This is a genomic window from Mesorhizobium sp. M3A.F.Ca.ET.080.04.2.1, from assembly GCF_003952525.1.
In the GTDB taxonomy this organism is placed as follows: Bacteria; Pseudomonadota; Alphaproteobacteria; order Rhizobiales; family Rhizobiaceae; genus Mesorhizobium.
On record NZ_CP034451.1, the window covers coordinates 1,380,083 to 1,394,227 of the forward strand.

The following is a 14,145-nucleotide window of genomic DNA, read 5'->3' on the forward strand; positions in this document are numbered from 1 at the left end:
AGTAATTCGCCATCAGTCGCCGACGCGCTGCAGCGTGCCAAGATGATTGTCGTCGAGGAAATCGACGGTCATCGCCGTGGCCTTGCCGTCGGGGCCGATGGCGAAGCTGACGCCGGCGGGCCTGTCCGGCGTCTCGGCGTCGGGGAAGGTGACGAAGCGATCGCCGTCGAAATGCGCCAGCGAATAGGACCGCGCGCCTGACGGCCCGAGCTTGAGCAGCAGGCCGTCGCCGGCGCCCGACACCACCGCATCGCCGATGAAGTCGCTGGCATAGCGGCCGGCATAGGCGTCGGCCGGCCGAGCCGGCCTTGCCGGCGACGGCGGCGCGGCATAGGCGGCCTTGGCGGCCTCGACCGCCGGGCCGAAAAGGCCGCCATAGATCCCGTTCCAGGCCGCGATCCAATCCCCCTCGACTTTGCCGTCGAACACGAGATCGGCCAAACAGTCGGACAGCCCCTCCGGCACGCCGGTCGGAAAGGCGTTGGTGAGGATGACGATGCCAAGCTTTTCGTGCGGAAATATCGTCACCAGGGTTCGCGCGCCGACGCTGAAGGCGCCGGCATGGCCCCAGCTCAGACCGTGGCGGCCGAATTCGATATTCCACCCGAGGCCATAGAAGGATTCGCCACCGGAGACGGGGTTCTTGCCCCGCGTCATCAGCGGCACATGGGTCTGGGCGAGCGCGTCGGCGGCAATCAGCGGCTTGCCGTCATGGACGCCGTCGCTCAGCACCAGGCGCACCCATTGCGCAAGGTCGCGCGCGGTGGAGCTGACGCCGCCGGCGGGCGCCTGGGCATCCGGATTGCGCTTGATCTTCGCGGTCCAGACGCCATCGAGCCTGACGTGGAGCGCTGCGCGGTCGGCGTGCTTGACGAAATCGGCATAACGGGAGCTGGTCGAGGCCATTCCCAGTGGCCGATAGAGCTTCTCCTCGGCGACCTCCTCCCAGGACTTGCCGGTCGCCCTGGCAGCGGCGATGGCGCCCTCGGTCAGTCCGAAATTGGAGTAGGAATAGCCGGCGCGAAAGCTCGACGACGGCGGCACGAAGCGCAGGCGACCAAGGATCGTGGCGCGGTCGTAGCCGATGTCCTCGAGGTCGTCTCCCGCCGTACCAGGAAGCCCGCTGCGATGCGCGAACAGGTCGCGGATGGTGAGTTCGGCGGTCGGATAGGGATCGGCCAGCCGGAAGGCCGGATCGAGATCGGCCACCTTCGAGTCCCACGATAAAACCCCCTCGCCGACCAGCGCCGCAACGACGGTTGCGGAGACCGGCTTGGACAGCGAGGCGATCTGGAACACCGTGTCGGCGTCGACAAGCTCCGGCTTGCCGGCTTCGCGATGCCCGAAACTCTTCAGGAACACCACTTTGTCGTCATGCACGACCGCGATGGCGAGCCCGGGCACGGCACCGTTGGCGACAGCGCCTTCGGCCAGCGCTTCGAGTTTGGAGAGGGCGGTGCTGATGCGCTCGGGGGTGATGGGAGCGGCCGATACCGCAGGCGGCCAAAGCGCCATGACGGCGAGGAAGCCCCAAACCCTCCAATGACAGAGAACCCGATCAAGCCGCATCCGCGCCCTCCTGCATTCACCCTATGATTGTACAGGCCGGCGCTGGCGGGGCCAAGCCCGCCGTCGCCAGCGGTGCCATGCGTTCAGATGCTGATTCCGGAACTGGCGCTAATGTCCTGATCGGAAAGGCTTTGTTGCAACGGACCTGAGAGCGACAAGCTGGCGATCCTTCACACCCCCCTCTGTCCTGGCAGGACAGAGGGGGGTGTGACAGAACGCCAACAGAGCTCGCCTGCCATCGCTTCCCTCGACTTTCGCCGCAATCGACCACGGCCATCTTTTCATGCAATCTCCCCCGATGGCGCGCTATGGGAGATATCCGCCGCCAAAGGGAGGATTGCCATGGCCAAAGCGCCCACGCTGCCGCGCTATGAGGATGCCGTCCAGCGCTTCCGCATCGAGGACGAGCTCGCGCGGCTTCACGGCGATCCGGCACGCGGCATCAATGCCTATGTCGAATGCTGCGGCCGCTACACGGGCGGGAACCGGCTGGCGCTGCGGGCGATCTCGGCCACTGGCGAGTTGCGCGAGTTCAGCTTCGATGATCTCGGCGACCTGTCGGGCCGCGCCGGCAACATGCTGAAGGATCTCGGCGTCGGCCCCGGCGACGTTGTGGCCGGCATGCTGCCGCGCATTCTGGAGCTGGTGGCGCTGATCCTCGGCGCCTGGCGCATCGGCGCGGTCTACCAGCCGCTGTTCACCGCCTTCGGCCCGAAGGCGATCGAGCATCGCCTGGGCTACAGCAAGGCGAAGCTTGTCGTCACCAATACCGCCAATCGCGGCAAGCTCGACGAGGTCGAAAAACGTCCGCGCATCGCCACCATCCTCGCTCCCGGCGAGACTTTGCCTGCCGGCGACATCGATTTCCGCGCAGCAATTGCCGCTGCCTCCCCCGACTGTGAGCCCGTGATGCGCAAGGGCTCGGACCTGTTCATGATGATGTCGACCTCCGGCACGACAGGGCACCCGAAGGGCGTGCCGGTGCCGCTCAACGCCCTGCTCGCCTTCGGCGCCTATATGCGCGACGCGATCGGGCTTCGCCCCGACGACGTGTTCTGGAACATCGCCGATCCCGGCTGGGCCTACGGGCTCTACTACGCCATCACCGGCCCGCTGCAACTCGGCATCGCCACGACTTTCTACGAAGGCGCCTTCAATGCCAGAAGCACCTATGACATCGTCGAGCGGCTCGGCGTCACCAGCCTTGCCGGCTCGCCCACCGCCTATCGCCTGCTGATGGCGGAAGGCGCCGAAGCCGCCGCGCGCATCAAAGGCAAGTTGCGCGTGGTGAGCAGCGCCGGCGAGCCGCTCAACCCGGAGGTGATCCGCTGGTTCGAGGCCCACCTCGCCGCGCCGATCCACGACCATTACGGCCAGACCGAGAACGGCATGATGGTCAACAACCATCATGGGCTGGCGCACCCGGTTCGCGCCGGTTCGGCCGGCTTTACCATGCCCGGCTTTCGCATGGTGGTGCTGGACGAGGCGGGCCGCGAGCTCGGCCCCAACCAGCCCGGCGTGCTTGCCGTCGATATCGCCCGCTCGCCGCTGCGCTGGTTCGAGGGCTACCACCAGGCGGAAACGCCGGCGATCGCGGGCGGCTATTACCGCACCGGCGACACGGTGGAATATGAGCCGGACGGCTCGGTCTCCTTCATCGGCCGCGCCGACGACGTCATCACCTCGGCCGGCTATCGCATCGGCCCGTTCGATGTCGAAAGCGCGCTGATCGAGCATCCGGCGGTCAACGAGGCGGCAGTGGTCGGCGTGCCGGACCCGCAGCGCACGGAGATCGTCAAGGCCTTCGTGGTGCTGGCGCCGGCTTTTCAGGGCAGCGAGGCGCTCGGCGAGGAACTCGCCCAGCATGTGAAAAAGCGGCTCTCGGCGCATTCCTATCCGCGCGAGGTCGAGTTCGTCACCGAACTGCCGAAGACGCCGAGCGGCAAGATCCAGCGCTTCTTGTTGAGGAAAGCGGAGGTGGAGAAGCGGAAGGGGTGAATCTCCCCCCTTGAGGAGGAGATGTCGCCGAAGGCGACAGAGGGGTCGTCTCGCGTGTGGCGCCAACGTAGATCGCCGAGCCCAGTCGAACCGACCCCCTCTGGCCGCTTCGCGGCCATCTCCCCCACGAGGGGGGAGATTAGCTGCGCCAAGTCTTTTTTTAGCCCAATCTTGGCTTCAAATGGGTTGGCGTTGTCTTCTGATAAACCGAAGGTGGGGAGCTATTTCATGCGGCTTATCTGGACGCTTCTCTTCACCCTCGCGAGCGGTCTGGCTTTCGCAGCCTCGCCGGAGGACGACTATATCGCCGCGCGCGACAAGGCGATCGCCGAGATCGCGGCGCAGGAAAGCGCGAATGCTGCGGTGGAAACGATCGATGCGACGAACACCAAGGCGCTTGCCGATCTGCAGGGGCGCCTTTCCGCGCTGCTTGGCCCGCTGGCGGTCGAGGATTTTCCCGCCAACGGAACCATCAATCTGGAAAGCCTCAGCGATTCCGATGTCGGGTTCGGCATGCTCGATGGGCTGAGATACGCCAAGAGCGATGAGGGTCCGAGCATATCGACGAGGCGCTGAAGCTCGATGCCTTCTACACCCAGGCGATCGGCGCCGACGCCGCTTTCGTCAAGACGCTCGACTTTGCGCTGAAGAAGCCCGAAGGCGCTGACATGGCGATCGCAAGGCTCGGCGGCTGGACACAGGATGTCGGGCCGATCTACGCCCAGCAGGTCGTGGTTGCGGTGGTCAAGGGCGATCGCGTGCTGATCGCGGAGGCACCCGCGGCACCCGCCGTCCCGAAGATCGCCGCCTGCGGGGCCGTGTGGACTGCGGCCGACGCCACCGCGCAGACATTCCAGCAGGCCTATCAGAACTCCGACCTCAAGGACCAGCAGGCCTATGATTCCGCCAATGCCGCCTGGGAAAAAGGCGACGGCGACTATCGCGCCTGCATGGGCCAGCGCCTGCCGGGCGACCCGGTGTTTCCGGCGCTGCTTGCCCAGGCGCAGGAGCTTGCCGACCATATGGCGGGCAAGTAGCCGGCTCCAGGAAGACCGCTACGCAATTTTCCTGGAATTGCTCTAGCCGGCGTTGAGCCGCAGGTTGCGCCGGGGCGTGCGGCGGGCGGTCGGGCGCACCACTTCCGCGATGATGCCGTTGGCCGGGGGCGCAACGTCGTTGCGCGACCTCGCATCCGTCACCCTGTGCAGCCGTTCGTAGGGAAGCAGCTCCTTGATGCGGGCGTTGAGCGTCACGATCTCGGCGCGCAGATCCTCGCACTCCTGCTTCTGGATATCGAGCTGGATCTGATCGGATGCCTGCTGCAGCGTAAGCTGCGACAGGCTGGTGCTGGCCACCGACAGGTTCTTCTTGTCGATCTCGCTCTCGTTCCTGAGAACGGCCAGCCTTTCCTCCGCGATCTGGCGCTCGGTCATGGCATCGTTCAACTGCGCCCTGAGCCTGGTTAGCTCCGACAATGCCTCGCTCTGTTCGTTCGAAGCCTGCTCCAGTCGCGCCTGCAGCTCCTGGATCTCGGAACGCAGGCCGCGCATCTCGGCATGATTGCGGGCCAGTTCGGCCGCGCTATCGGCTTCCGCAATGCGGGCTGCCTCGGCGGCTTCGGCAAGCTTGGTCTGCGCCGTCTCGAGGGACTTCTGCAGGCGGGCCTCTTCCTTTTCGTGCCTGCCGAGCTGAGCCATCAGGTCGGCAACGCGCGCCGTCTCGCTGGCATGGGTTGCCGCGAACTCGTCGAACTTGTGGCGCGCCTCCGCCTCGCGCTTCTGCGCCTGCTCGAGGTCGACGGAAAGGCCGACCTGCTTTTCGCGCAGCAGCTTGTTCTCGGCAGCGCGCCTGTCGGACTCGACGGTCTTGGCCGCCAGGGACTTGACGACCTCGCCGAACTCCGCCTTGCGCCTGGCGTTCTCATTGCCCATCTCGACCAGTTCGAGCCGCACCGCAGCAAGGGCATCGCGCAGCGACTCCCGGTCCTGGACCAGGCTCGCCTCGCGCTGCTGCCAGGCCTCGGCCGCGCCGTCGCGCTCGCGCTGCTTCCTGGCGGCGTCGAGCAGTTGCTCCGACAGGATCTTGTGTTCCGCGGTCAAGGCCGCGTTGGTCAGTTCCATCTCGTTGGCGCGCAGAACGTCGCCATGCAGGACGTTCAAAACATCGCGCGTCATCTGATGCGCGGTGGTGATTTCGGCCAGTTTTGCCTCGATCTCCTCCAGATAGCCCTGCCCGTCGCGGAAAAGCTCGGCGACGGCCTCCAAGGCTGCCAGCCGCGTCTGGGTGTGCGCGGTAAGCCGCGATGCCGGGGCTTCGGACTGGGCTTCAGCGGGCTCGTCCCCGTCGCTCGCCGCCAGGTCGGCGGCCGCCTCGTCCTCCAGGGACGTCTCCTCGTCAGCCGCAAGACATTCCTCGAAAGCCTCCGCCAAATCCGACTGAAGTTCTTGAAATTCCTTATCTACGTCCTCGGCCCGCTTGATCAGAGACCTAAAATTCATAACCACATACCCCTTACGCTTACACCGGCGAGTACTTAACGAATTCCTAATCTAGCTCTTTACGTTCCGTACGGGAAGCCTCCCCGAAAGAAGGATAAATTAAGGTTATCGTGGCTTTCCAGACGCTTGCCCGGCGTTCCGCCAGCGCCACCTCTGCCGCTGGCGCTAAGTGCCTTTTCGATCTCGCCGGCGGCAGGATGCGCGTCGCGCCAGGCGCGCTAAGTTATTGTTTTGACGCATGTCGTTGGCCCGAAACCGCGGCACAGGCTCAGGCAGCATGCTTCAGTTGGCCCCGCCCCTTGTTGCCTTCGCGCGCCATCACGATATTGTCAGGCCGAAGGCGGTCTCGGCCGGGCCGGGCTGCCGGCACAATTGAAATGATCTTAACGATGATGTCCCGAACGCGCTTCCGCGCGCCGAGGCAGAAGGAAGACTTGGGAAGTTTCTGAATGACGACGGATACCAAACAGGCTGAAACCAGGACATTCGAGGCGGACGTCTCGCGGCTGCTGCACATGATGGTGCATTCGGTCTATTCCGACCGGGACGTGTTCCTGCGCGAGCTGATCTCCAACGGCGCCGACGCCAGCGAGAAGCTGCGCTTCGAGGCGATCAGCCGCCCGGAACTGCTGGGCGACGACCCAAAGCCGCGCATCACCATTTCCGCCGATCCGGACAACAAGCAGCTCGCCGTCGAGGACAACGGCATCGGCATGGCTCGCGACGAAATGGCGGAGGCGCTGGGAACCATCGCCCGCTCCGGCACGCGCGCCTTCATCGAGCGCATCGAGGCCGGCAAGGCGAGCGAGGACTCGCAGCTCATCGGCCAGTTCGGCGTCGGCTTCTACTCCGTCTTCATGGTCGCCGACCATGTTGACGTCATCAGCCGCCAGGCCGGCAGCGAGGAGGCCTGGCGCTGGTCCTCCGACGGCAAGGGCACCTACGAGATCGCTCCGGTGCCGCTCACTGCTGCGCCGAAGCGCGGCACGCGCGTCGTGCTGCACCTGATGGAGGACGCGACCTCCTACACCACGCCTTACCGGCTGGAAGGCCTGGCGAAGTCGCAGTCGGGCCATGTGCCGGTGCCGATCGCGCTGGTCGAGAAGCCTGGCGCCGAGGCGCGCGACATCGCAGACGGCACGGCGCTGTGGGTGAGGCAAAAGAGCGAGATCAAACCGGAAGAGTATACCGACTTCTACCGCAGCATCGCCGGCCAGTATGACGAGCCGGCGACCACCATCCATTTCCGCGCCGAGGGCCGGCAGGAATACAGCGTGCTGGCCTTCGTGCCGGGCTCGCGCCCGTTCGACCTTTTCGACCAGGACCGCAAGGGGCGCATGAAGCTCTATGTGCGGCGCGTCTTCATCACCGACGACGCCGACGTGGTGCCGCGCTATCTGCGCTTCGTGCGCGGGCTGGTCGATTCCGCCGACCTGCCGCTCAATGTCTCGCGTGAGATGATCCAGGAAAGCCCGCTGCTCGCCTCGATCCGCAAGGGTGTGACCAACCGCGTGCTCGGCGACCTCGCCAAGCTGGCCGACAACGACGCCGAGGCCTATGCCAAGGTCTGGGAGAACTTCGGCGTCGTGCTCAAGGAAGGTCTCTACGAAGACTACGAGCGGCGCGAGCAGCTCATGAAGCTCGCCCGCTTCCGCTCGACGGCTTCCAGCGATGCCTTGCGCAGTCTCGCCGATTATGTCGCGGCGATGAAGGAAGGCCAGAAGGCGATCTTCTTCATGGCCGGCGACGATCGCGCCCGGTTGGAGGCCTCGCCGCAGCTCGAAGGGTTCAGGGCGCGCGGCATCGAGGTGCTGCTGTTGACCGACCCCGTCGACAGTTTCTGGGTGACGATGGCGCCCGAGTTCGACGGCAAGCCGTTGAAGTCGGTCACGCAGGGCGCGGCCGAACTGACCGATATTCCCCTGCTCGACGCGTCGGCGAAACCCGCGGCCGAGACGACGCCTGAGATCGACGGCTTCCTCACGTTCGTCAAGTCGACGCTCGGCGACGAAGTCGCGGACGTGAAGGCCTCCGACCGGCTGACCGAAAGCGCGGTGTGCCTGGTGGCGCCCGAGCACGGCCCGGACCGGCAGTTCGAGCGGCTGCTCAACGCCGCCGGCCGGCTCGACAAGGCCGCCAAGCCGATCCTCGAGATCAACCCGCGCCACGAGCGCGTCGCCGCACTGGCCAGGCTCGGCGACGACGAGCGCGGTTTCAAGGAAGACGCCGCGCACCTCCTCTATGACGAGGCGCGCGTGCTCGACGGCGACAAGCCGGCCGATGCCAGGGCCTTCTCGGCGCGCCTGGCGCGGCTGATCGAGCGCGGGTTGGCGAAGGGGTGAGAGAAGGGATCGGTCGCGATCCTTCTCGCCCCCCTCTGTCCTGCCGGACATCTCCCCCACTTGGGGGGAGATTGGCAGCTTCGGCGCGTCGCTCATGCCTGCAATGTTGCCGATTGGCGAAAGCCGCGGCGACATCCGATCTCCCCCCAAGTGGGGGAGATGTCCGGCAGGACAGAGGGGGGCGCTGTCCCGCCGGCGTTTTCAATTCCACCGCCGCAACGCCAACAGGTCGCGGCAGGTGTCTTCGAGTCTCGCGCGGCTTCGCCCTGCCTTCCCCTACCCCCTCAAGCCCGGCGCTTCCTGGCCGGTGCGGGCAACATACTCCGTGTAGCCGCCGCCATAGGTGTGGATGCCATCCGGCGTGAGCTCCAGCACGCGGTTGGAAAGCGCGGCCAGGAAATGGCGGTCGTGCGAGACGAAGAGCATGGTGCCTTCATATTGCGCAAGCGCCTCGATCAGCATCTGCTTGGTCGCCATGTCGAGGTGGTTGGTCGGCTCGTCGAGCACCAGCAGGTTCGGCGGATCGAACAGCATCAGCGCCATCACCAGCCGTGCCTTCTCGCCGCCAGAGAGGACGCGGCATTTCTTCTCGATCTCGTCGCCGGAAAAGCCGAAGCAGCCGGCAAGGGCCCGCAGCGGCGCCTGGCCGGCCTGCGGGAAACTGTCCTCCAGCGTCTGAAAGACGGTGCGCTCGCCGTCGAGCAACTCCATGGCGTGCTGGGCGAAATAGCCCATCTTGACGCTCGGGCCCCGGGCCACCGAGCCCTCATCCGGCTCGGAGGCGCCGGCGACAAGCTTCAGCAGCGTCGACTTGCCGGCGCCGTTGACGCCCATCACGCACCAGCGCTCGCGGCGGCGGATCTGGAAGTCGAGGCCGGCATAGATCGAGCGGCTGCCGTAGCTTTTGTGGATGTTCTTCAGCGTCGCCACGTCCTCGCCGCAGCGCGGCGCCGGCTGGAACTCGAAGGCCACCGTCTGGCGGCGCTTCGGCGGCTCGACGCGGTCGATCTTGTCCAGCTTCTTCACCCGGCTCTGCACCTGCGCGGCATGCGAGGCGCGCGCCTTGAAGCGCTCGATGAAGGCGATCTCCTTGGCGAGCATCGCCTGCTGGCGCTCGAACTGCGCCTGCAGTTGCTTGTCGGCCAGCGCGCGCTGCTCCTGGTAGAACTCGAAATTGCCGGAGTATGAGGTCAGCGCGCCGGCGTCGATCTCGATCACCTTTGAGACGATACGGTTCATGAACTCGCGGTCATGCGAGGTCATCAGCAGCGCGCCGTCATAATCCTTCAGGAATTTCTCCAGCCAGATCAGGCTTTCGAGGTCGAGGTGGTTGCTCGGCTCGTCGAGCAGCATGACGTCCGGCCGCATCAAGAGGATGCGGGCGAGCGCGACGCGCATCTTCCAGCCGCCGGAGAGTTTTGCGACGTCGCCGTCCATCATCTCCTGGCTGAAGCCGAGACCGTCCAGCACCTCGCGGGCGCGGCCGTCGAGCGCATAACCGTCGAGTTCCTCGAAGCGATGCTGCAATTCGCCGTAGCGTTCTATGATCTGATCCATCTCGTCGGCGCGGTCGGGGTCGCCCATGGCGTGTTCGAGCTCGCGCATCTCGGCCGCCACCGCGCTCACCGGGCCGGCACCCTCCATCACCTCGGCGACGGCGCTTAGTCCCTCCATGTCGCCGACATCCTGGCTGAAATAGCCGATGGTGACGCCGCGCTCGACCGAGACCTGGCCCTCGTCCGGCTGCTCCTGGCCGATGATCATGCGAAACAGCGTCGTCTTGCCGGCGCCGTTCGGGCCGACGAGGCCGATCTTCTCGCCCTTCTGCAGAGCGGCCGAGGCTTCGATGAAGACGATCTGACGGCCGTTCTGCTTGCCGATGTTTTCGAGACGGATCATGGGCTCGTAGGGGAGTAGGGGAGTAGGGGAGTAGGGGAGTAGGGCCAATAAGGGAATGCGCGGGATAAGGGAACCCCTTATCCGCCGCTTTCAGCGGTCACACTCTACTGACTAGCTCCCCTACTCTCACTTCGCATCGTGGAAGATGATCCCCACCGTATGCCGGCGCCCCGACCGCAGGCGGCTGACGCCGTGGCGCAGGTTCACTCGATAGAATCCCTTGGTGCCCTGTACCGGCCTGTTATGCACGGCGAAGATCACCGCGTCGCCTTTTCTTAGCGGCACCACTTCGGCGCGGCTCTGCATGCGCGGGCGCTGCTCGGTGAGCACGAACTCGCCACCGGTGAAATCCTCGCCGGGTTCGCAGAGCAAGATTGCCACCTGCAGCGGAAAGGCGAGCGCGCCGTAGAGATCCTGATGCAGGCAGTTGAAGTCGCCGGGGCCGTATTGGAGCAGCAGCGGCGTCGGCTTGTTCTGGCCCTCGTCATGGCAGCGCTTGAGGAAGGAAGCGTGATCGGAAGGATAGCGCAAGGCTGCGCCCATCTTGTCGTTCCAGTCGTTCGCGATGCCGGCAAGGCGCGGATAGAGCGCGGTGCGCAGGCCCTGGATCAGGTCGGGCAGCGGATATTTGAAATACCGGTACTCGCCCCTGCCGAAACCATGGCGCGCCATCACCACATGGCTGCGGAAATGTTCTTCGTGCGGATAGAGGGCGGCGATCTCGGCGCATTCCTCGGCCGACAGCAGGCCCGGCAGGACAGCGCAGCCATAGGCGTTGAGGTCGGAGACGACGCCGCGCCAGTCCAGCGCGGCGACGCGGGGCTCGGCGGAACGGGTTGCTCGCTTCGTGTCCAGGATGGTCATGAGCGCCTCCTTCGGTCGGTATCAAAGTGGGGCGGCGGCCATGCTGCGGCCACCCGATTCCTGCGGAGATGCGGAATCGGATTGTTGCAAATGCTGGCGGGACAGCGCCCCCCTCTGTCCTGCCGGACATCTCCCCCACCGGTGGGGAGATTGGCAGCGTCGCCCTTTCTGCAACGTTGGCGATTGGCGAAACCCGCACGGCATCCAATCTCCCCCCTCGTGGGGGAGATCTCCGGCAGGACAGAGGGGGGCGCGAAGGATCGCGACCTCAGTTTCCTTGTGCCTCTTCGCAACCCTCGCTGCGAACCCGCCACCACCATACCCTGCGGCGGAATGCCTGCTGCGGGCGCGCCGCCTCGCGGCCCGCCTCGATGGTGCGCTCGACCTGCTCCGCGACATCATCGGGCGCCTGGAGCACGTCATGGCTGAGGCGGTGGCGCGCGTGCCGCCAACCGAGAAGGCAGCGCACCGCCTTGGTCTCAAGCCTTCCGGCGATATGCCTCCAGCTCCGGATCGAGGTCCACCTTCACCGCGTTGGTGAACACGCAGGTCGCTACCATGATGCCGGCAAACGCGACGAGGTTGACGAGCAGCGCCTCGTCGTAGCGCGCATTGAGCGCGGCCCAGGTGGCGTCCGGCAGGGCATTGGCGTCGGCGGCGACCGCCTTGGCGAAATCGATCAGCAGCGCCTCGTCGGCGGTCGGAACGATCGTGTCGGGATCGAGGCCATTATCGATCAGCGCGCGGCGGAAGAAGGCGACCGGGACTTCGGCGCGAAGCGTCTCGGATATCGCCTTCGAGAACAGCCATATGGCGCGGTCGTCGAGCCTGGGCCGCAAGAGATCGCGCAGCGTGAACCATTCGGCATAGATGCGATGTGCCGCCGGCGAGTGCAGCAGGATGCGCTTCATGTTGGTCATGTGGCCGCGCAATGCGAGTTCCCGATCGTGCTCGGCACGGATTTCCGCCGTGGCGGTCGCGTAGTCGATGGGGGAAAGACGCGCCATCGCCCTCACCCCAACATCGCACGCAGCACCGGCGCGCCGCGCAGCGTGTTGGAAACGGTGCAGATATTTTCCGCATCCTCCACGATCTGCTGCTTGGTGGCCGCGTCGAGATCGCCGCCGATGTCCAGCCTGATGTTGAATGTCTCGACGCGTGACGGCTCGTCCTTCGCCTTCTCGCCGCTGACCTCAGCCCTCACCTCGCCGAGCCGGTCGGCGACCCCGAGCCGGCTCGCGGCGATGCGGGCGCTGAGCACCATACAGGCGGCCAAGGACGCGTAGAGCAGGTCGAGCGGGTTGAAGCCGGGCGCGCTCACCGAGGTCACCACATCGACAGCGCCGCCGGTCGGCGTCGTCACCGAAGGCAGTCCGCCCGGCGGCAGGACGGCAGAAGCGCCGGTAGCGCGGGTTCTTATTTTGAGCTCGCCCATCGAATGTCCTTCGTCCGATCTGACATCCATAGATAAGGGATAGGCATTGGCGAGGACAACCGCCAAGGGTCGGCGCGGCGATGACCAATTGGCATCGGCGCCCCACCAGCTGCGCTTGCTGCGATCGGTACTCCCTTCGTCATACACAGCGCCATCGGGCCGGCCAATCGGCGGCTTGCCGCAGGCGGCCAAGCGATCTTATCGTAGCCGCGGATCTGGATGGCAGCAGCGGTGTGATGACGACGAAACGATGGAAAAGCCAGGCGATCGCCGTTGCGGCAGTCACGATCTTCGGCGTGGCTCTGCCGGCAAACACGGCACCGGCGGGCAGCGTAAAACCCGGCCCGATGTCGCGCGCCGAGGCCTTCGCGCGCGCCGAGGCGCTGACGGCGCTAGGGCGAAGAATGTTCTTCGATCCGTCGTTGTCGGCGTCGGGCAAGCAAGCCTGCTCGTCCTGCCACGATCCGAACCATGCTTTCGGTCCGGCCTCTGCCGCGCCGGTCGAGATGGGCGGGCCGAACCTCGACCAGCCGGGCCAGCGGGCGGTTCCGTCGCTGCGCTACCTGCAGGCGGCGCCCGCCTTCACCGAGCATTTCTACGATTCCGAGGATGAAGGCGACGAAAGCGTCGACAACGGCCCGACCGGCGGGCTGACCTGGGACGGTCGCGCCGACCATGGCAAGGACCAGGCGAGGATCCCGCTCCTGTCGCCCTTCGAGATGGGCAACAAGGACGAGGCCCAAGTGGTCGCGGCACTCGGCAAGGCGCCCTACGCCGAAGCCTTCAAGGCGGCGTTCGGCGCCGACGTGTTCGAGCACCCGCAGGAGGCCTTCGACGCGGCGATCGAAGCGCTCGGCACGTTCGAGCAGAGCAGCGCCGATTTCTATCCCTATTCCAGCCGCTACGACGCGTTCCTCGCCGGCAAGGCGACCCTGACCGCGCAGGAGCTGCGCGGCCGCGCGCTGTTCGAGGACGAGAGCAAGGGCAATTGCGCGAGCTGCCACTTGAGCGAACCCGCCAATAACGGCGAGCCGCCGCAATTCACCGATTTCGGCCTGATCGCCATCGGCATGCCGCGCAACCCGGCGATTGCCGCCAATGCCGATCCCAACCATTTCGACCTCGGCCTCTGCGGGCCGCTGCGCACCGACTTCAAGGGCCGCAGCGAATATTGCGGCCTGTTCAAGACGCCGACGCTGCGCAACGTGGCGCTGCGCAAGAGCTTCTTCCACAACGGCCATATTCATACGCTGCGCGAGGCAGTGGCCTTCTACGCCAGCCGCGACAGCGACCCCGGCCGCTGGTATCCGAAAAACGCCGACGGCACGGTCAACAAATTCGACGATCTGCCAAAGGCCTACTGGGGGAACCTCAACACTGACCTGCCCTTCGATGGCAGGAAGCCGGGCGACAAACCGGCGCTGACCGACGCCGAAATCGACGACATCGTCGCCTTCCTCGGCACGCTGACCGATGCCGACCAGGCGGGGCAGTGAGGAGCCGCAGCACGTAGAACGAACGCCTGTCTGCCGGCATCGAG

General features: G+C 65.8%; 11 protein-coding genes. 5 read left to right on the top strand and 6 right to left on the bottom strand.

Annotated features, from left to right (window positions below):
• Positions 1-12: 12 nt before the first annotated feature.
• On the bottom strand, positions 13-1,569 hold the full coding sequence (locus EJ074_RS06765) for a serine hydrolase (RefSeq protein WP_129552857.1): 1,557 nt from the start codon (positions 1,567-1,569) through the stop codon (positions 13-15).
• A gap of 342 nt (positions 1,570-1,911) precedes the next feature.
• Here EJ074_RS06765 and EJ074_RS06770 point away from each other — a divergent pair, with 342 nt between their 5' ends.
• The 3 genes from EJ074_RS06770 (at position 1,912) to EJ074_RS30125 (ending at position 4,604) form a co-directional block, all read left to right on the top strand.
• Positions 1,912-3,567: an acyl-CoA synthetase gene (locus EJ074_RS06770; RefSeq protein ID WP_129552858.1), complete on the top strand. Its 1,656-nt coding sequence runs from the start codon at positions 1,912-1,914 to the stop codon at positions 3,565-3,567.
• A gap of 228 nt (positions 3,568-3,795) precedes the next feature.
• Positions 3,796-4,143: a type IV secretion system protein gene (locus EJ074_RS30120; RefSeq protein ID WP_245420615.1), complete on the top strand. Its 348-nt coding sequence runs from the start codon at positions 3,796-3,798 to the stop codon at positions 4,141-4,143.
• Positions 4,144-4,235: 92 nt separating this feature from the next.
• Positions 4,236-4,604, top strand: a complete 369-nt coding sequence (locus tag EJ074_RS30125) for a hypothetical protein (RefSeq protein ID WP_245454802.1) — start codon at positions 4,236-4,238, stop codon at positions 4,602-4,604.
• A 42-nt stretch (positions 4,605-4,646) separates the two neighbouring features.
• On the opposite strand, the gene EJ074_RS06780 is transcribed toward EJ074_RS30125, so the two are convergent.
• The gene (locus tag EJ074_RS06780; protein WP_095808827.1) at positions 4,647-6,065 is read right to left on the bottom strand and encodes a hypothetical protein; all 1,419 of its coding nucleotides are present in this window, start codon (positions 6,063-6,065) and stop codon (positions 4,647-4,649) included.
• Between the two features lie 449 nt (positions 6,066-6,514).
• Here EJ074_RS06780 and htpG point away from each other — a divergent pair, with 449 nt between their 5' ends.
• The gene (gene htpG / locus EJ074_RS06785; protein ID WP_095808826.1) at positions 6,515-8,407 is read left to right on the top strand and encodes a molecular chaperone HtpG; all 1,893 of its coding nucleotides are present in this window, start codon (positions 6,515-6,517) and stop codon (positions 8,405-8,407) included.
• A gap of 276 nt (positions 8,408-8,683) precedes the next feature.
• Here the strand turns inward: htpG and EJ074_RS06790 are convergent, their stop codons facing one another.
• The 4 genes from EJ074_RS06790 to EJ074_RS06810 form a co-directional block, all read right to left on the bottom strand.
• The gene (locus EJ074_RS06790) at positions 8,684-10,306 is read right to left on the bottom strand and encodes an ABC-F family ATP-binding cassette domain-containing protein (RefSeq protein ID WP_095808825.1); all 1,623 of its coding nucleotides are present in this window, start codon (positions 10,304-10,306) and stop codon (positions 8,684-8,686) included.
• A 126-nt stretch (positions 10,307-10,432) separates the two neighbouring features.
• Positions 10,433-11,170, bottom strand: coding sequence for a 2OG-Fe(II) oxygenase (locus EJ074_RS06795; protein WP_095808804.1), 738 nt, complete (start codon positions 11,168-11,170; stop codon positions 10,433-10,435).
• A 479-nt stretch (positions 11,171-11,649) separates the two neighbouring features.
• The gene (locus tag EJ074_RS06805) at positions 11,650-12,177 is read right to left on the bottom strand and encodes a hypothetical protein (protein ID WP_095808802.1); all 528 of its coding nucleotides are present in this window, start codon (positions 12,175-12,177) and stop codon (positions 11,650-11,652) included.
• Between the two features lie 5 nt (positions 12,178-12,182).
• A complete protein-coding gene (locus EJ074_RS06810; RefSeq protein ID WP_095808824.1) occupies positions 12,183-12,605 on the bottom strand; it encodes an OsmC family protein in 423 nt (140 codons plus the stop codon).
• 236 nt (positions 12,606-12,841) lie between these two features.
• Here EJ074_RS06810 and EJ074_RS06815 point away from each other — a divergent pair, with 236 nt between their 5' ends.
• The gene (locus EJ074_RS06815; RefSeq protein ID WP_095808801.1) at positions 12,842-14,101 is read left to right on the top strand and encodes a cytochrome-c peroxidase; all 1,260 of its coding nucleotides are present in this window, start codon (positions 12,842-12,844) and stop codon (positions 14,099-14,101) included.
• The last annotated feature ends 44 nt before the right edge of the window (positions 14,102-14,145 follow it).

Bases quoted from the DNA above. Each gene is read 5' to 3' on its own strand.
- EJ074_RS06790 (WP_095808825.1), bottom strand. From the start codon at position 10,306: ATGATCCGTCTCGAAAACATCGGCAAGCAGAACGGCCGTCAGATCGTC.
- htpG (WP_095808826.1), top strand. From the start codon at position 6,515: ATGACGACGGATACCAAACAGGCTGAAACCAGGACATTCGAGGCGGAC.
- EJ074_RS06815 (WP_095808801.1), top strand. From the start codon at position 12,842: ATGACGACGAAACGATGGAAAAGCCAGGCGATCGCCGTTGCGGCAGTC.
- EJ074_RS06805 (WP_095808802.1), bottom strand. From the start codon at position 12,177: ATGGCGCGTCTTTCCCCCATCGACTACGCGACCGCCACGGCGGAAATC.
- EJ074_RS06770 (WP_129552858.1), top strand. From the start codon at position 1,912: ATGGCCAAAGCGCCCACGCTGCCGCGCTATGAGGATGCCGTCCAGCGC.
- EJ074_RS30120 (WP_245420615.1), top strand. From the start codon at position 3,796: ATGCGGCTTATCTGGACGCTTCTCTTCACCCTCGCGAGCGGTCTGGCT.
- EJ074_RS06780 (WP_095808827.1), bottom strand. From the start codon at position 6,065: ATGAATTTTAGGTCTCTGATCAAGCGGGCCGAGGACGTAGATAAGGAA.
- EJ074_RS06765 (WP_129552857.1), bottom strand. From the start codon at position 1,569: ATGCGGCTTGATCGGGTTCTCTGTCATTGGAGGGTTTGGGGCTTCCTC.
- EJ074_RS06795 (WP_095808804.1), bottom strand. From the start codon at position 11,170: ATGACCATCCTGGACACGAAGCGAGCAACCCGTTCCGCCGAGCCCCGC.
- EJ074_RS06810 (WP_095808824.1), bottom strand. From the start codon at position 12,605: ATGGGCGAGCTCAAAATAAGAACCCGCGCTACCGGCGCTTCTGCCGTC.
- EJ074_RS30125 (WP_245454802.1), top strand. From the start codon at position 4,236: ATGGCGATCGCAAGGCTCGGCGGCTGGACACAGGATGTCGGGCCGATC.